The 15,554-nt window shown below is 67.4% G+C and carries 18 protein-coding genes; 6 read left to right on the forward strand and 12 right to left on the reverse strand.

Translation table 11 applies throughout. The features are described 5' to 3' along the window. Positions 1-254: 254 nt before the first annotated feature. Positions 255-605, forward strand: a complete 351-nt coding sequence (locus tag ACH4DZ_RS42415) for an RHS repeat domain-containing protein (RefSeq protein WP_398294812.1) — start codon at positions 255-257, stop codon at positions 603-605. Between the two features lie 50 nt (positions 606-655). Here ACH4DZ_RS42415 and ACH4DZ_RS42420 read toward each other — a convergent pair whose 3' ends face one another. The 7 genes from ACH4DZ_RS42420 to ACH4DZ_RS42450 form a co-directional block, all read right to left on the reverse strand. After that, positions 656-838 carry a helix-turn-helix domain-containing protein gene (locus ACH4DZ_RS42420; protein WP_398294814.1) on the reverse strand — a complete coding sequence of 61 codons (183 nt, stop codon included), beginning with the start codon at positions 836-838 and terminating at the stop codon, positions 656-658. Positions 839-900: 62 nt separating this feature from the next. Next, positions 901-1,311 (reverse strand): hypothetical protein, encoded by a 411-nt coding sequence (locus ACH4DZ_RS42425; RefSeq protein WP_398294816.1) that lies wholly within the window; start codon positions 1,309-1,311, stop codon positions 901-903. Then, positions 1,308-2,078: a hypothetical protein gene (locus tag ACH4DZ_RS42430; protein WP_398294818.1), complete on the reverse strand. Its 771-nt coding sequence runs from the start codon at positions 2,076-2,078 to the stop codon at positions 1,308-1,310. Before ACH4DZ_RS42430 ends, ACH4DZ_RS42425 begins: the two co-directional genes overlap by 4 nt. Further along, positions 2,075-4,105, reverse strand: coding sequence for a hypothetical protein (locus ACH4DZ_RS42435; RefSeq protein WP_398294820.1), 2,031 nt, complete (start codon positions 4,103-4,105; stop codon positions 2,075-2,077). Before ACH4DZ_RS42435 ends, ACH4DZ_RS42430 begins: the two co-directional genes overlap by 4 nt. Then, positions 4,102-4,935 (reverse strand): hypothetical protein, encoded by an 834-nt coding sequence (locus ACH4DZ_RS42440; protein ID WP_398294822.1) that lies wholly within the window; start codon positions 4,933-4,935, stop codon positions 4,102-4,104. Before ACH4DZ_RS42440 ends, ACH4DZ_RS42435 begins: the two co-directional genes overlap by 4 nt. Positions 4,936-5,037: 102 nt before the next feature. After that, positions 5,038-5,673 carry a Crp/Fnr family transcriptional regulator gene (locus tag ACH4DZ_RS42445; protein WP_398294847.1) on the reverse strand — a complete coding sequence of 212 codons (636 nt, stop codon included), beginning with the start codon at positions 5,671-5,673 and terminating at the stop codon, positions 5,038-5,040. 60 nt (positions 5,674-5,733) lie between these two features. Beyond that, entirely contained in the window at positions 5,734-6,246 is a 513-nt protein-coding gene (locus ACH4DZ_RS42450; protein ID WP_398294823.1) for a Pycsar system effector family protein, read from the reverse strand. A gap of 709 nt (positions 6,247-6,955) precedes the next feature. Here ACH4DZ_RS42450 and ACH4DZ_RS42455 point away from each other — a divergent pair. From ACH4DZ_RS42455 to ACH4DZ_RS42470, 4 genes are all read left to right on the forward strand, one after another. Beyond that, the gene (locus tag ACH4DZ_RS42455) at positions 6,956-7,678 is read left to right on the forward strand and encodes a hypothetical protein (protein WP_398294825.1); all 723 of its coding nucleotides are present in this window, start codon (positions 6,956-6,958) and stop codon (positions 7,676-7,678) included. A gap of 346 nt (positions 7,679-8,024) precedes the next feature. Next, positions 8,025-8,471, forward strand: coding sequence for a DUF6300 family protein (locus ACH4DZ_RS42460; protein WP_398294849.1), 447 nt, complete (start codon positions 8,025-8,027; stop codon positions 8,469-8,471). 38 nt (positions 8,472-8,509) lie between these two features. Continuing rightward, positions 8,510-9,223 carry an adenylate/guanylate cyclase domain-containing protein gene (locus tag ACH4DZ_RS42465; RefSeq protein ID WP_398294827.1) on the forward strand — a complete coding sequence of 238 codons (714 nt, stop codon included), beginning with the start codon at positions 8,510-8,512 and terminating at the stop codon, positions 9,221-9,223. After that, positions 9,220-9,732 (forward strand): Pycsar system effector family protein, encoded by a 513-nt coding sequence (locus ACH4DZ_RS42470; protein WP_398294829.1) that lies wholly within the window; start codon positions 9,220-9,222, stop codon positions 9,730-9,732. The genes ACH4DZ_RS42465 and ACH4DZ_RS42470 overlap by 4 nt, the downstream gene beginning before the upstream one ends. 159 nt (positions 9,733-9,891) lie before the next feature. On the opposite strand, the gene ACH4DZ_RS42475 is transcribed toward ACH4DZ_RS42470, so the two are convergent. The 3 genes from ACH4DZ_RS42475 to ACH4DZ_RS42485 all read right to left on the reverse strand — a co-directional run bounded on the left by ACH4DZ_RS42475 (position 9,892) and on the right by ACH4DZ_RS42485 (position 11,011). Then, a complete protein-coding gene (locus ACH4DZ_RS42475; protein ID WP_398294831.1) occupies positions 9,892-10,032 on the reverse strand; it encodes a helicase associated domain-containing protein in 141 nt (46 codons plus the stop codon). A 9-nt stretch (positions 10,033-10,041) separates the two neighbouring features. Continuing rightward, positions 10,042-10,461, reverse strand: a complete 420-nt coding sequence (locus ACH4DZ_RS42480) for a hypothetical protein (protein WP_398294833.1) — start codon at positions 10,459-10,461, stop codon at positions 10,042-10,044. A gap of 64 nt (positions 10,462-10,525) precedes the next feature. Beyond that, entirely contained in the window at positions 10,526-11,011 is a 486-nt protein-coding gene (locus ACH4DZ_RS42485) for a GNAT family N-acetyltransferase (protein WP_398294835.1), read from the reverse strand. A gap of 122 nt (positions 11,012-11,133) precedes the next feature. Between ACH4DZ_RS42485 and ACH4DZ_RS42490 the strand changes: the two genes are divergently transcribed. Continuing rightward, positions 11,134-11,475: a hypothetical protein gene (locus tag ACH4DZ_RS42490; RefSeq protein ID WP_398294837.1), complete on the forward strand. Its 342-nt coding sequence runs from the start codon at positions 11,134-11,136 to the stop codon at positions 11,473-11,475. Between the two features lie 67 nt (positions 11,476-11,542). Here the strand turns inward: ACH4DZ_RS42490 and ACH4DZ_RS42495 are convergent, their stop codons facing one another. Both ACH4DZ_RS42495 and ACH4DZ_RS42500 read right to left on the reverse strand, forming a co-directional pair. After that, on the reverse strand, positions 11,543-14,425 hold the full coding sequence (locus tag ACH4DZ_RS42495) for a Helicase associated domain protein (protein ID WP_398294839.1): 2,883 nt from the start codon (positions 14,423-14,425) through the stop codon (positions 11,543-11,545). Between the two features lie 60 nt (positions 14,426-14,485). After that, positions 14,486-15,049, reverse strand: a complete 564-nt coding sequence (locus tag ACH4DZ_RS42500) for a hypothetical protein (RefSeq protein WP_398294841.1) — start codon at positions 15,047-15,049, stop codon at positions 14,486-14,488. Positions 15,050-15,554: the final 505 nt, after the last annotated feature.

Consider the following 15,554-nt stretch of genomic DNA (forward strand, 5'->3'; position numbering starts at 1 on the left):
CAGTGTGCGGCACGGGAGGTGACCCGGGCCAGCCCTGTGCATCGGGTGATGACACCTCAGCAACCGCGCGTGTTACGGCAGTTGTGCATGTGACGTCGTCGGTCGCGTGTGCCCGCTACGGAGAGGAACCGTGACGGGGATACGGGGTGCGCGAGGGGTGCCAAGCCGCTCGTGGTGGATACCGGGGGTCGCGTTGCTGGTGCAGGGGGCGATGACGATGCCGTTCGTGGTGCCGCGCGCCCGGGCTGGCGCCGGTGACCTGGACAGCGTACGGGCTGATGTGGGTCTACGACCAGGAAAAGTGGCGCACCAAGACCGATGAGCAAGGCGACCGCACCGCCGTCACCGCCGCTGAGGGCGGCACCGGCATCCTGACAACCGTCGACGCCTGCGGCCGGGTCACCGAGCACCGTGAATACGGCGGCCCCGTCCCCACCGGTAGCGACTACACCCGCACCCTGTACGAGTACGCACCCGGCGGCCAGCTCAAGAAGATGACCGGTCCGGACGGGGCGGTCTGGACGTACGACTACGACCTGCGCGGCCGTCGGACCACCTCCACCGACCCCGATAAGGGCCGTATTGAACCGCCCCGTGTTCGATAGAGACTCCGGACTGTCCCGAGTTGGGTGGAGTCGGGTTGCTTGGCTTCAGGCTACTGCCCTGTATCGATGAGGTATTGGCGCCGCCGGACATAGATCGTCTGGTCACTGATCCCGAGAATCTGGGCAACCTCGGCGATTCTCCTTCCGGATGCGACGAGATCGGGGACCTTGCGGCGAAACTCGGGCGGATAGCTGCGTGGCACCACGGCCTCCGAAGGCTGCTGGATCGTCAATTGTCCAGCAACCCGACTCCATCAGATCCGGGGCATACCATCTCTACCGAACCCAGAACGGTTCAGGACTGTGGTGTGTCGTCGGATCGGGGTTGGGAGGCCGGGGCCCACTGCGCGCTGCGTTCGGGTGGCAGGCTCCAGTCGAGGACGTGGAGGCCTGTGCTGAGGACGAGGCTGACTTCGAGGTCCAGGAGTTGGATGGGGGAGCGGCCGTGGCGCTGCAGCCAGGAGCGCCGGCGTTGCTGTTCGTCGTGGCTCAGCTCCTGCCAGTTGTCGTAGTGGATGCCGGGTGGCCCGCCTGAGTTCTCACGGACCCAGATACGCACGACTGCGGCTTCGTCTGGTGTGGCATGCAAGGTGATCAGTGCCCAGGCGGTGTCGTAGGGCAGGGCCGGCCCGTGCCGGTGCATGAGCCGACGGGTGCGCAGTTGCCGCCGGGGTGCCAGGAGCCATCGTCGGGTGCGGACGTTCATATGGGTTCGCTCCTGGGTGCGGGTCGGCTTTGGAAGGCGGCGGCGGCTGCGGTGAGCTCGTCGTGGCCCAGGGCACGCAGGGTCTGGATGAGGGCGGTGAGGAAAAGGTCGCGTTGCTGGGGTGTGTGCAGGTCGGTCAGGAGCTGGTCGGTGAATCGCCGGATGTCCCTGCGGATGCCGTCTTCCTCTCCTTCGGCATCGTGCGGTGACGGCAGATCCTGGAGTGCCTTTTGCAGCGCGTCGCATTCGCTGAAGCGGCCGGGAAACTGGGCGATCCACCACACCCGGCGCAGATCGCGGTCGGCGAGGAGGGCCTGGAGGTGGGTGAGCCGGTGCAGTTCTGCCTCGTGGGCGAGGTCTGCCGCCTGGCGGCGGCGGATGTGTTCTTGGGCTAGGGCACAGTCGTGGGCTGTGGTGCTGAGATGTACGGTGCCGGTGACTTCCAGCCCCTCCATGGGGCAGCTCCAGGTGCCGATGGCCGTGTTGGCGGCGTCTTCGGCGGCTGGCAGGTTCAGTACGCAGTGCTTTCGCAGAACGGCTGCGGTCTGCTGGCGCAGATGGTTGCGCGCCACGGCGGCAGGTTCGTGGTGGGCTGGGGCGCTGGCGGGCGTCCTGCGCCAGGCGCCGTTGATGCGGACTGAGAACAGGGCGCCGGTGTGGGTACTGGCCATCCGCTCGCCGTGCACGGCGAGCGGATAGGCTGCGGCGGCATCGGCCCCGCCCGAGAGGGGCGGGGCGTCCGCGCGGCGCCAGGGCAGCAGACTCACGCCGGCGTGAGGTCGTCGGTACCGCCGGGCCCGGGCTCGAGGGCAGGCGTGGCGGGCAGAGCAGACCTCTGTTCGGTGAGCAACTGGTCGAGCAGCTTCTTGCGCCGTGTACGCCCCAGCGGTGAGGTGTCGGGGCTGCCCACCAAAAGCTCGGCGGCACCGGCTTGGTGGAGGTTGCCGCGTAGCACCGCGGCCACGACAGGCAGAACCTGCTCGTCCGACAATTTGGCCGTGTCCAGCCAGGCGGCGAGCTGCCTGTGAGCGGCCACGGTTGTCGTCGCCTCCCGCAGGGCGGCCCGCCAGCCACGCACGAACAGGTCACCGGTGCGGACGTCGCCTTCGTGATCAGCGGGTTCCTGCTGCGTGGGCAGGGGAAAGAGACTCTCACTGCTGATGTCGGTCAGGGCCAAGAATGTGGTCGCTCCGGCCCCGGCCGTGGTGTCATTGGTGGATTCGGCCCAGCTGACGATCTCCGAAAGGATTAGCAGGCGCTGTTCGGGGGCGTCCACCAAGGCCTGCACCGCGTCTGCGACCGCCTTGCGGGCCAGGCCGTCGGCCCGTGAGGCCAGCACCCGTAGCCGGGTCAGAGCGATCCGGGGATATTCGCGGCCGAGTCGGCCGGCACAGATCTCCGCGACGGCGGTAAGGGTTTCCTCGCTGGAGGTCTTTGCCTGCGCCCATGAGTAGAGCAGCTTGCGGATGCCTACCCCGGTGTCCGGGTGCAGCGCCATTTTCTCCAGCACCTCCACGGCCAGCTGCCGGTGCGCGGGGCCGCCGGTGTCAATCCAGTTGCTCACCACCCCCTGGACGGTCGACCCTCCGGGCAGCAGTGACAGCCGCACCAGGCAGTCGGCGATGCGCCGCAGGTGCCGCACGGCGGCACCGTGTGGTGCGCTGATCTGCGAGGCCCACGTCAACAGGACACTGCGCAGCTGTGGGCGCTCCTGCCAGACATGCCTCAGGACCGCTTCGGACAGACCGTGTCGGTCGGCATCCAGCGAGATGCGCTCGTCGTCGACGGTGGAGGCCTTGACGGAGTCCAGCCGTAGCCGCAGATCGCGGCCGGCCAGCGCGCCGCCCGTCGGCAGCATGCCGCCGACCTCTGCGAAAAGCCGGTCAGCGGCCTCCAGTACGACGTCGGCGGGAACGTTTTCCAGCAGGGCAGCTGCGATCAGCAGCGCGCGTTCGGAGATGTCCTCAGGGGTGCTGTGCTGCTTGAACCACTGCGTCAGATGGTCGCTCCAGCCGGTGAACTCCTCCCGGACCGCATCCTGACCGTCATCGTCGGCGTCCGCGACGAGCCGGGCGAGACGAGCGGCATCGGCTGGCGAAGCACCGTTGGCCAGCAGCGTGTTCAGCTCCGGACGCGTCAGCCAGTCCACCCGGTCCTCGGCGTGACGGCGCAGGTGGGCCTGGGCGATCTGCACCGCCGGTGGGCGAACCAGGGTGACCACGGGCACCGTGGCCATGGGCCCGGGGTTCCAGTTGCCGCTGCCAGTAAGAATGATCAAGAAGGCTTCGGTCTCTTCAGCCGCCTTCTGGTAGTCGGCGAGCCCGGTGTAGAAGTCCTCGTCCAGTTCCTGGCTGCGGGTCAGATCCAGGATGAAGCCGTGCCCTTTGGCGGTGGGGATCTGCTCGGTGCGGGGCTGGTCCCAGTCCAGTGACAGCCAGCGGATCCGCTCGGCCGGTACCCCCGCACCGCGCAGCACATGCAGGGCAGTCGTGCGTCGTCCGACGCCGGCCTCGCCCCGCAGTACGACCACTGGACTGCGCCGGAAAGGGCGGGTCAGGGCGCTGATGGTCTGCGCTGCCTGTTTGTTGCCGCTGGGGCCGACGGCATCGACGAAGGCATGTTCGGCTAACTCCATCTCGGCCGCATCCACGCGGGAACCGCGCAGGTACTGCCAGCCCCGTACATAGCGGTGGTGGTGCTCGGTGTAGTCGCGGCCGACCTGTGTCACGCGCGCGTGGCCGCTGGCTTCTGCGCTCTGCAGGTGGCCCGTGTCGGGCTCTTCCGCGGCGCTCATGACTGCTGCTCCGGGCCGGTGTTGTAGTCGCGGCCGACCTGGATCAGCCGGGACTTGCCGGTGGCCTTGCCGCGCTGGCGCACCGGTGCCGTTGGGTCGTCCTTGACGGCTGCGGAGCTGGTGTCGTCCGGTGGCGTGCCGGGTCCTTCCTCGCCGGTGGGGAGTGTCTGGCCGGGGTCGGTGTCGAGGTAGGGGTCGAGGACGGACGGGGGGAGCCCGGGAACGTGGAGCCAGCACGTCTCCTGGAATCCGTCCTTGCCCTCGACGCGGGCCGTCGCCTGGCGAAGGTGGCGTGATGTGAGCGTCTTGGTGCGTTCTGCGCGGACCGTGCGCCGGAACACCGGGTCGGAGACCACCGCGGCGAGATACAGCCCGTTGTCGACGGCAGCGGTCATGGCCGCGCGGACGGCGTCACTGTCGACGAGCCTGCAGGCGTCGTTGGCGGCGTCCCCGCGGTGTTCGGGCGGAGCGAGCGGGCCGACATGGATGCTGGCGCGCAGCCGGATGCTGGGTGAGCTGGCCAGCCGCGTCTGCTCGCGGCGCTCCAGCGCCAGCCTGAGGTGGCCGAGCAGAGGATCGACCAGCCGGGCTGCGTGCCGGGAGGGAAGGACGAAGATGGCCCCGTCGCCACGGTCTTTGACTGCACTGTCGAGCAGTGCGGCATCGCTGATCCCGCACTGGACGAAGACCGTGGACAGGATGTCGTCGAGGTCGGCCCGGGTGGGCGCCATCTTCGCCTCAGGGATCTGGCTGTAGTTCTTCATATCGACCACCAGCAACGCATGCTCCGGCGGAACATCGTCGGCGTCGGGCACAAAGACAGAATTCACGGCACGGCCCTTTCCGGCTCATGACAGCGGGTTGAGCCCTCATGCTGGCTGCGCCCCGTGGGCGGTGGTGCCCAGCAGTGGGCAGCCCGGCGGTGCCGTCGGTCACCCCTGTGTCAGGGCGTGGGAACGAATGGAGGCGATGTCACGCACAACCAGCCCGCCGGCAGCCTCCGTCGCAAGCCACCCCCGCTCGCGCCAGGGCCGCAGAGCCGTCCCCACGGCGTTGCGGGAAGCACCGATCATCTGCGACAACTCCGTCTGCGTCAGCCGCACGATGTAGCCACTGCCTGCGGCGGAGGCGGCCTGCAGCAGCCGGCTCAGCGCGCACGCCAGGCGCACTGCCACCGGCGCGGTGGCCATCTCCAGGCGTACCGTCTCCGCCTCCCGCACGCGGGTGATGGCATGCCTGAGCAAAACGGTCACCAGGTCGTGTTCCTCTACGAAAGCAAGAAAGTCCGGGGCCGGGATGATGTGCACACAGCAGACTTCTGCAGCGATCACTGATGCGCTGCGCGGCTGGGAGTCCAGCACCGCCAACTCGCCCAGCAGTTCCCCCGCTCCGCGTACGGCCAGCAGCGTCCGTTCCCCGGCCGTGCCCGTCAGAGTGATGAGAGTGGAACCAGAGTCCAGCAGGATCACATGAGTCCCTGGATCCCCCTGACGCAGCAGCACACTGCGTGCCGGCCGCACTCTCTTCGGCGCCAGATCACGCAGTGCAGACCATAAATGCTCGCCCATCACAGTGATATGCGGCTGATACACAGTCCCCCCATATATCTCGTTGCCATCCGAATGATCTCAAGGTGACATGTAGGTGATCAACAGCCCAATTCCGGCCACCAGTAGCGCAACTGACACCAAATCCGCGGCGAGGCGAACGGCCCTGAACTTCCGCCGCGCCAACACCGCGATCACCGTCAGCCGACGCTCCTCCATGCGCCGTTGGCCCTCGCAGTCCAATCCGGCCAGCGATGCCACCAGCTGCCTTGCGCCCGCGCCGCGTCCCGCTGCCAGCAGCCCATGTTGTGCACCACGACGAGGCAGCATCGGACGGAGAGCCCGCAACGCTGCACCCAAAGCTGCGGTCAAAAGCAATGACGCCACCAACAGCGCCAGACCGGGAAAGGGCGAAGCATCAAGAACGGACAACGCCGTCACGCCGGTCGCCCAAAGCCCTCCGGCAGCCCCACACAGCGCAGCAGCCTTCGTATCCGCCCGCTGCAACTCCACCGTGATGTCCGCGCTCATGGCTCGCAGCCGCGCGAGCTGCTGAGCGTTGACCTCTGTCACGTCGCTGGCCCCGCTCTCCATGCGAGCTCCCCTTCCTGGCGTCGCAGTCGAATCTGTCCCCTCGTACCGATGCCTCGACTGTCCTCCGCCTCGGCGCAAGGTGCTGCCCACCAACGGGCAATGTCCAGGCGCCGTTCATCACTTCCAGCACCCAGCCAGACACGCGCCCGCAGACATCGCCCGCCTACTCCAGGAACACCCCGCCACCGCCAGCAACCCCGATGCACCACCGCGTTCCTCGCCGCACTCACCGGACACTGGCACCGCAATGCCCGCAAACCCGCACCCCCGGACTACGCGCCTACCAACATCGCGCCGCGGCCGTCGGCCTCGCCCTCCTCGTCTACCGCTTGAGCTGAACCGCCGCTGTGTTGCTCTCGTGTCAGTGGCCGGTCGATCCCGTGTCACTGAGGTGGGCATCTCGCGTCAGCCAGGGGATCAAAAGTCAGCCCATCCGATGTCACGGACCTCGATCGCTGCGGCGTGCGGCAGGTACTGGATCCAGCACGCTGTTCGAACGCCTCCCGGATCTCCTCCACGGAGCCCGTATCGCGGACGTCGGGCCGTGCCCGCGGATCCATCCGTGCGACCTCCACGAACGCCGTCCCCGCTTTGCGGGCCCGCTCGTCCGACAGCTGCTGCGCCATGGCCTCGACCGCGAGTTCCTCCACCTGCGCGGAGGGTTCTCGGACTGGGGGGAGTGTCAGACCCTCGTGACAGGCTGGCCCGTATGCATTCCTTCGACGCCTTCCCCGTGCCGCTGGATGCTGCCGGACAGGCAGCAACTGCCCTGGACTCCCTGCGGCCCGCGATCGACGCTGTGAACCACGTTCTCGCCGGCAACGCGGCCACAATCAATGCTGCTCTCGCCCTGGGGGCAGACCGCATTCGTGATCAGGTGCTCGACACTGCGGAACGGATGTCCCAGGTTCTGGCCGCGGCAGACCGGAGTTGGCGCGACCAGCTCACTGACGCATTTCTTGCTCTGGGCGGGATCGCCGTAGAGCAGATCCGCGCCCTCGACAGCATCAACCTGACCTTCGACACCGCAGAGTTGAACCGTCTGCTGAATGATCTGGACACCTGGCGAGACCTCACCCATGAACAGCGGGACCGGGCTCTGGACGCTGCGCAATCCGCGTACGCGACCACGGCCGCCGAACCTGCTGGCGCCCTGCCCGACGATCTCGCCGCAACGGTTCGCGACATCGCGGACGCGGACATCTACCTTCCGATCACAGTGAGCCGCCAGACCTTCGCTCTGTTCATCGGGGCCGTCGTCTTGATGTCCGCGATGACGCTGTCGTTCTCCAGCGAGACCGCTGATGGCGTCGTGAGCAAGGGCATCGAGCTCAGCGCGCTGGCCACGCTCGCGATGTACGCGGCCGGCGCCCTGTGGGACCGCCGCAACGGCGAACAGGAAAACGACCAGTCGGCCTCCCGCGACGACTGACCACTGGCTGCCAGCAGCCTTCCTCGGAGGAGGCGGATTTGGCCGTAGAGCTCGATACCCGGCTTGCTGCCCCGTACTCGCCGTGCCCGCGAGTGCGGGGCAGTCTCTTCGGCCACGAACCCGCGCTGTTCCAGCCAGGGATCTCGTTCGTGCACGTGTCTTGACGCTGATCAACCGGCGGGCGGATCGTGGCCATTCGCGCAGTCCACCCCGAAAGAAGGGGGCTTGTATGAGGACGTTCTCCTGGCGCTACCTGGCGTACGCCGACGGCTCGTTCTGCCGCATGGGCAACATCGACGGCAGCTTCGACGACTACACCGACGTCGACCTCGCTCACATGGAAGCCATGCGCCGCGGAGACGATGACGAGGCACTGAAGCCGGCCTGGTGGCCGTGTTCCCGTTGCAGGGGCGGCCTCACGCTGCACTGGCGCGGCCCGTGGGTGTCCGGCGTCATAATAGAGCTCTGTCCAGCCTGTGACGCCCACAAGCCGGCCGCCCGCGCCTTCCTCGACTGGCACCGTGACCCCAGGATCCTGCCCCAGTTTGTTCGAGGACTGGGAGACCGAGACCATGCACGCCCACGGCTGGTCCCGCGCCGCCGAACCCGAAGCGCCACCCGCGCCACCGGTACACCCACGTCTCGTACCGCGCGGGCAGGACTGACAGCGAACCCCAAGAAGTCTGGGGAACCCCTCCGGGTGCTTCCAAGAAGGACTGCGTGTGCTTCGCCGGGCGTGCGGTCCGCAGCGCAACCCGGGCATGGGTCAGGCGCTGTCAGTCTCGACCGCTAATTTTCTACCAAGTCCCAGTAAGCAACAGAAGGTTACACATGGCACTCGGCGATAAAATTCGGTCCGATCTGGACAATATGGTGGGCAAGCCCTGGAGTATCCGGAACGGCAACGTCGTCCCAGGTACTGACGATGTGGGCCTCTACAACAACGATGCGGTCAAGCTGGACGCCGTGTACCTCTACGCCGACCTCCTGGGATCCACGAAGCTGGCACGCGAATTCACCCCACACGTCGCAGGCAAGGTGATCCGCGCATCGCTGCGCACCGCCTCGACGATCATCAAGGCGTGCGAGGGCGAGATCCGCAGCTATGACGGCGACCGTGTCATGGGCATCTTCATCGGCGGCTCCAAGAACACCAACGCGGCGAGAGCCGCGCTGAGAATCAACTACGCCATGGAGGAGATCGTCCAGCCTGCCCTGTATGCCAAGCTCCCCACCTTGGAGCGCGACGGATACATCCCACGGATGTGCGTGGGCATCGCCTCGGGGGAGGCGTTCATCTCTCGCGCCGGCGTGCGCGGCAGCAGTGACCTGGTCTCCATCGGGCGCGCCCCAAACGTTGCTGCCAAACTCAGCGACATCCGCCAACCCGGCCGCTACCGGACGTACATCACAGCCCAGGTCTACAACAGGCTCCAGGACAAGGTGAAGGTCTCCAAGGGGACCAACATCTGGAACTCGTACCGGGACGCTGTCGGCGGCGAGCAGATGACGATCTACCGGTCCACCTACTGGTTGTCACTGTGACCGATCAGAACTTGGCTACGGACCGGGCGATCGAGACGGCCTGGCGCATTCACGGAGAGCTCGGCAACTGGACAGCGAAGGTAGACGCCAAGGCATCCTTCGCACTCACGCTGGACTCGGCAGCGACAGCCGGCATCATCGCCCTGTCAACCGACGACCACGTCCTCGCTCATCTCCATGGCTGGGGCGCCCGCACTCTTCTCTGGAGCGGAACCGCCCTCATCCTTGTGTCCGGAGTCTTCGCGATGCTGGTCGTAGTTCCCCGCCTTCGAGGACGAAAAGCCAAAGCGGAAGCCGCCTCAAACTTCATCTACTTCGGCCATCTCCAGCACCGGCGGGCGGACGAACTCGCAACCGCGCTGAAGACCACGGACATCCTCCCGGTCCTGAGCCGTCAGCTCATCGTCACGAGCAAGATCGCATGGGCCAAGCACCGGCATATCCAAACGTCGTTCATCACCTTCGGTATAGGCGCCGCCCTTGTCTTCTTCGCCGGATTGACCCGCTAGCCCGTACGACCATTCGAGGGCTGCCGACAACCGGCAGCCCCCAAGAACGCCTCTCGAAAGCGGAACGTACGTACCTACACCGCCGCCCACTCCAGCCTGCTGACTCTCACTTCCGCGCCTGAGGGCCTTCTCGCGCCGGTGTCGTAGGGAGCGGGAGTGTCACGCCAACTCCACGCCCAGTTCCCGCAGTGCGGCGCGCTGCTCCGCGGTGAGCTTGTCCCGGCGGCTCTTGGTGTTCGAGAGCCACACGCCCAGCTTCACCGGCACCGGCTCCGCCTCGCCGTCGACCGTGATCTCCATGCCCCTGTCCTACTCGCCGGGAGTGTGCGGAGCGTGTGCCAGGGGAGACCCGGGGGCCTCCGGCATGACGCTGGCGCCGCTGAGGTCCTCGCGCAGACGCAGATCCAGCTCGACGGCGGCCGCGTCGCCCCGGGCCCACTGTTCGTCGGAGAGGTCGGGCAGGAGCGGGCGTAGGTGGTGCAGGGCGAATGCGACGATGCCCGGCGCCACGCTGTGCAGGAGGTCGGCGACGGCGGCGCTGTGCGCGTCGGGATGGAGCTCGCCCCCGCCCGACAGGGCGTACGCCAGCCTGTACGCGTAGTCCGCCTGCTCGGTGAGGGCGATGTTCGCGGTGGCGCGCCCGCCCGTGAGCCAGTCGGTGGTGAACAGCAACTGCTCGATCACGGCACCGGACACCGTGGATTCGGCCGCAGTGGTGATGTTCTCCATGCCCGGTCAACTCCCCGACCGGCAAGGCGGACACGGTTCCGCTCAGGCCACAGCCCAGTGCGGGTTACTCACCGGCGGTGGCAGCCGTGCCCTTCACGGCGAGAATCTCCGAGACCGGGCAGCCCCACGCCGCGCCCGGTCCGGCGGGGCCGTAGAGCGTGAACCCGCACGCCTGGAAGAACGCCTGCCGGTCAGCCGCATCGCCGCCGTCTTGCGGCACCAGTGCCAGGAACGTGTGGCCGGCTTCCTGGGCCCGGCGGGCGATCTCGGCGAGAAGCGCCCGACCGACCCCGCCGCGACGAGCGGCATGAGCGACGGCCATCGTCAAGACGAACGTCTGCTCGCCGGGATGCGCCTCCCGGCCTATGTCGTGCCCGAAGTCGCAGTGGAGCTGGAACTCAGCGACCCCGACGACAGACCCGCGGAGTTCGGCCACGACGACGTCCAGGCCCTCGGGGTCGTAGAACCTGCCGCCTCCCAGATGGTTCGAGTACAACAGTTCCTCCACCACCGAGTAATCGGCTTGGACGAGGTCACGGATGAGTGGCATGACCCAAGTGTTCCAGGACCGCGGGCGGAGGCACCGTCTACGGGCTCCGCGGTCTACGAGCGCTTTGCCTGCTGGCCCATGGTGTCGACTCTGGCAGAGGTGCAGAGCACTACGCTCCTTCCATGTGGAGTGAGTCGAACAACTATGGCTTCGAGAACGAGCTGGACTACCTGCGGTCGATCAAGAAGGACGACAGCTATACGTTCACGTACCCGTTCGAGTACATCGCTAAGAACTACGGGAACGACAATTACGACATCGGCACAGCGGACATGGTGGTCCGGGTCCAGTGGAACGACGCGGAGGCCGGTTACACGGTGGCCTACGACGTCCCCGAGATGGACAAGATCGACCCCGTTGAGGGGAACGGCGATGCAGCGAGCTTCTACGAGAGCGACGTTTACTGGAGGCTCGTGAGCGACCTTGACGGCATGGGGATCAGCTCCGAGCTTCGTGCAATCTAGGCACGGTTGGCTTGCCGTTCCCCGGGCCTCCAAAGGCCCGGGGAACGGTCACGGTGCGGGAGCAGGGTCAGTAGTCGTCGCGTTCGGTGTTCGGTCCGTACCGCTCGATGAGGTCGCAGGTGCAGGTCCCGCCTTCGTAGTGCGTCTTGTCGCACTCCTCATGGTGATCCCACGGCTGCCGCTCCGCCGGGGTCGCCGACGGAGCGGGCTGCGCCGGGGCCGCCTCGACCGCCAGGACCGCGCCCGCCCAGTCCATGCCCAGCGCGGCGAGGGCGGCGAGCTGCTCCCCCGTGAGCTTGTCGCGCCTCGACTTGGTGTTCGAGAGCCACACCCCCAGCTTCACCGGCACCGGCTCCGCCTCGCCGTCGACCGTGAACTCCACGACCGTGCTGCGCGGGACGGGCCGCTGCCCTTCCTTCTCCACCCACTGCGTCAGGGCGGCCAGGCCCCGTTGGAACGCCGCCTCAGCCTTGCTCCCGGCCTTCTTCGGGTTCTTGGCCGCGTCGGCCGGCGCCGGAGGGAGCTCCGCCGGGGCGGCGGCCGTCACGGCGAGGGAGGCGCCCCGTACGCCCAGCGCGGTCAGCCGCTCGCGCTGCTCGGGCAGGAGCTGCGCCCAGGTGCCCGGTTCCTGCTGCCGCCACCTCCAGGTGCCGATGTCGTCGCCGTCGTAGACGACGCCCGGCGCGATGTAGGGCAGGACGCCGTCGGCGTCGACCAGGTCGGCGAGCACCCGGTAGTGGCGCTGCCAGCTCAGCGGCCACGGGCAGTCCCAGTCCGGGTCGATCTCCGTCAGCTGCGCCGCGCGCACGGCGGCCCGCTGCGGGTCCTTGCCCAGGCCGTTCTTCGCGCCCTTCCGCCTGAGGTTGGCCATGTGCTGGCCGACGGGCACCATCGCTTCGCCCTCGCCCCACACCGCGTCCTGACGCGGCGCGAGGTGCCCGGTGGCCCGCCGGAACGACCGCAGGGCGGCCAGCTTGGCCTCCCACGCCTCCTCGCCCGGCTCCCAGAGCATCCCGGCCTCCGGAGCGTCCAGCAGCGTTTTGCGCCGCTCCTCCAGCTCACCGGCCCGCAGCGCCTTCCGCTGCTGGTGCACCCACCGGCCAAGCGGAAACGACTTCGTCGCCCCGACCTCGACCTCGACGTCGTACGGGACGGCGTAGACGCCGGTGATCTCGTTCTCCGCCCGCCAGCGCAGCAGGGCCTGATAACCCTCCAGCCACACCAGCGACTCCGGCCGGTACACCCGCGTACGGAGGAACGCCGCGATGGTCGCCGCGTCGCGCGGGCTGGAGAAGTGCAGGAGGGCGGCTTCGGCGGCGGCCTGCGTGTCGTCGTCCTCCTGGTCCTCGCCGTCGCGCTCGCCGCCGGCGGCCCCGACGATCCGGCCGTCGTCGTCCCGTTGGACGTGCACCTTGCGCTTGCCGCTGGTGAGCGCGCGGGAGGCGAGCTGCTCGACCAGGCGCTCATCGTGCGAGCGGAGGCCCTGGAGGACCGCTACGAGCGGGCGGAAGCTGGCGCTGGCCACCATGTCGGTCGGGTCCTCGTTCGGCTCCAGGAAGACCGGCACGATGATCCTGGCGACCTTGGTGGAGCCGTCCTTGTTGAGGCGCAGCGCGCGGCCGATGTTCTGGACGATCTCGACCTGGGAGCCGCGGGTGTCCGCGAAGCAGACGGCTTCCACGCCCCGCTCGCCCGTGATGTCGACGCCTTCCCCGAGGACGCGAACGCTGGCGAGGAAGGCGCGGTGGACCCGGCGGCCGGCCGCGTCGATGCCGTTGGCGAACTGGCGCAGTGCCTCCCGGCGTTCGGCCACCAGGTGGTCACCGCACAGCCACGCCGACCACACCCGGTCCGGGGGTACGTGGCGGCCGGCCTCCAGCTCGTAGAACTCCGCGTCGATGGAGGACTTCGGCAGCTTGTCGGCGGCGGCCAGATCGGCGTCGGAGGCGTCGTTCAGGTACAGCTCGGCAGCGGTCTCGGGCAGCTTGTCCGCGAACGCGCGGGCCTCTTCGACCTTCTGGTGGAACGTCATGACCGTACGCAGGTTGTACGCCGCGGCGTGCTCCAGGAGCGCGGTCTGCAACAGGGCCAGGCGCCGGCCCCGCCGTGCCTCCTCCGACTCCCCCAGAACGGGGGAGGGGTCGCGGATCTCCAGCACGTCGATCTCGAACCCGGCGAGGATCTCCCGCTCGATCGCCTCGCTCAGCCCGAGCTCCGCGAGCCACGCGCCGTACGTGCCCTCCGGGTCATCGGCCATGCTCGCGATCTCCGCCTCCTGGCCGCCGGCGCCCCTCTGCGGGCTGGCCGCAGCGAGGATGCGCGGGGTCGCCGTGAGATAGAGCCGGAAGTCCGCCGGGATCCGGGCGTTGTCATGGATCGCCGCCCACGGACGGCCAAGATCACCAGCGGTTCCGTGCGCCTCATCCACGATCGCGAGGTCGAACCGGTCCATCTGCTGCCCGTAGAGCCGCTCCCCGCCCGCCAGAGCGGCCTCCAGCGGCCCGCGAACCTTCCGCTGGCCCACGGGCGCGTCGATGTCCTCGCGGTCCACGAGAGAGGCGTACGTGGCGAACACGACGACCGGCCCGTGCCCGGCCCACAGGGCGAGCTGGATCGGGTTCGTGGTGGTCCGCACCCCCAGTTCGTTCAGCACCGCGTCGTTCTCCAGCGAGCACACCGCAACCATCGGCGCCCGGTGGCCCACTGCCCGCCACGCTTGGGCGGTCTGCGCGAGCAGGTCCAGGGTCGGCACGGTCACGAGGATCCGGCCGTCCGCGAACGACTCCAGCGCGCACGCAGCGGCCGTGATCGTCTTGCCCGAACCTGTCGCTGACACGATCGTGCCCCGGGCACCCCGCGGTGGCACAGATGATCTTGCAGGAAAGCCCACCCACTTACGGAAAGCTGATTTTTGGTCGATCTGATGTTTATTGAGCGAAATAACGGACATATATATGCCTTTCCTGGGTCCTCTTCCCGAGTTGAATTTCTGGCGCTAATCTCCGAATATCTAAAGCGTTACAGGGCTTTCTAAATCTTCCCGACATAGTTTTATAAATGTGCCTAGGTTGGTGTCCAACGCTGATCGAGCATTGTTATACTCCTGCTTTGCTGCCGCGCGCGTTGCGCCAGATGACGTGGCGACACTCGTCATGGCCTTCACGAGCCTGTGACTGCCTTCACTCACCGCCAAGCCCTGACCTCGAACAGCGGTAGGACCGAACAGGCTGAGTTCTTCAACTGCGACAATTACCTCTAAAAATAGATCAGTTTCTTTGCTGTAACAGGTCGAAAGAATACCGTCCTTAAGTGGTGAACTCGAAGAGTCGAGCGCCTTCAACGTCTTATTGAATAGGGCAATCTCATGTATTCTAAAATTAATGGTTGCCTGGATTAGGCGGCCGTAAGCCAGGCGACGCTCTTGACGTAACCAGTGCGCATGTTCGCTCCTCGCCCCACCAATTACCTGATGCCTAGAGCCGCGATAGCTGGCCCATCCGCCAACCCCAGCGCCGATAACAGCAGCAGCGAATCCAATAATGGCAGCGTAAAAAGCAGCTTTACCCGAATCCATGACGTCTCCTCAGCGAACTTTCCTTCTTGCGAGCACCTTTCGACCGCCTCAGCATTTTGATCTCGTTACGTGGCCTGTTGGGATGACTGAGGGGAGGTGTCCGATGTTTCTGCCAATGGTACATGCTGCATCAGCCCGATGTGCGCGGTACACTAGAACTCACACGAACGAGCGACCCCCACCCTCGCAGCCAGCCTGGCCCGCGCCAGCGGGCCCCAACGGTTCTAGAGACCCAGCCGGAGGGACCGTCAGGCGGGGGAGCGCAGCGGACCCGCCGGGAGCGCCCCGCGCTCCCCCAACTCCCGTACTGGAGGCCCCACTAGTCGCACCCACGGACCCGATCAGCCTGGCCGCGCACCGCGCGGCCAGGCAGGCGCGCAGCGGCCGGCCCCACTGCCTCCAGGAGCGCAGCGGAGGGAGGCGCCCACGCATCGCGTGGGCCAGCGGGAGTGCAGCGACCGCCCCGCTTGCACATCGCGCAGCGATGTGGTACCCGCTCCGCGGG

This window comes from Streptomyces sp. NPDC017991, assembly GCF_044328075.1.
Lineage (GTDB): Bacteria > Actinomycetota > Actinomycetes > Streptomycetales > Streptomycetaceae > Streptomyces.

What these genes read in the sequence shown, in the direction of transcription:
- ACH4DZ_RS42425 (WP_398294816.1), bottom strand. Translation starts at nt 1,311, where the DNA reads ATGAACGTCCGCACCCGACGATGGCTCCTGGCACCCCGGCGGCAACTG.
- ACH4DZ_RS42435 (WP_398294820.1), bottom strand. Translation starts at nt 4,105, where the DNA reads ATGAGCGCCGCGGAAGAGCCCGACACGGGCCACCTGCAGAGCGCAGAA.
- ACH4DZ_RS42445 (WP_398294847.1), bottom strand. Translation starts at nt 5,673, where the DNA reads ATGGGCGAGCATTTATGGTCTGCACTGCGTGATCTGGCGCCGAAGAGA.
- ACH4DZ_RS42450 (WP_398294823.1), bottom strand. Translation starts at nt 6,246, where the DNA reads ATGGAGAGCGGGGCCAGCGACGTGACAGAGGTCAACGCTCAGCAGCTC.
- ACH4DZ_RS42455 (WP_398294825.1), top strand. Translation starts at nt 6,956, where the DNA reads ATGCATTCCTTCGACGCCTTCCCCGTGCCGCTGGATGCTGCCGGACAG.
- ACH4DZ_RS42460 (WP_398294849.1), top strand. Translation starts at nt 8,025, where the DNA reads ATGCGCCGCGGAGACGATGACGAGGCACTGAAGCCGGCCTGGTGGCCG.
- ACH4DZ_RS42465 (WP_398294827.1), top strand. Translation starts at nt 8,510, where the DNA reads ATGGCACTCGGCGATAAAATTCGGTCCGATCTGGACAATATGGTGGGC.
- ACH4DZ_RS42475 (WP_398294831.1), bottom strand. Translation starts at nt 10,032, where the DNA reads ATGGAGATCACGGTCGACGGCGAGGCGGAGCCGGTGCCGGTGAAGCTG.
- ACH4DZ_RS42480 (WP_398294833.1), bottom strand. Translation starts at nt 10,461, where the DNA reads ATGGAGAACATCACCACTGCGGCCGAATCCACGGTGTCCGGTGCCGTG.
- ACH4DZ_RS42485 (WP_398294835.1), bottom strand. Translation starts at nt 11,011, where the DNA reads ATGCCACTCATCCGTGACCTCGTCCAAGCCGATTACTCGGTGGTGGAG.
- ACH4DZ_RS42490 (WP_398294837.1), top strand. Translation starts at nt 11,134, where the DNA reads ATGTGGAGTGAGTCGAACAACTATGGCTTCGAGAACGAGCTGGACTAC.
- ACH4DZ_RS42495 (WP_398294839.1), bottom strand. Translation starts at nt 14,425, where the DNA reads ATGTCCGTTATTTCGCTCAATAAACATCAGATCGACCAAAAATCAGCT.
- ACH4DZ_RS42500 (WP_398294841.1), bottom strand. Translation starts at nt 15,049, where the DNA reads ATGGATTCGGGTAAAGCTGCTTTTTACGCTGCCATTATTGGATTCGCT.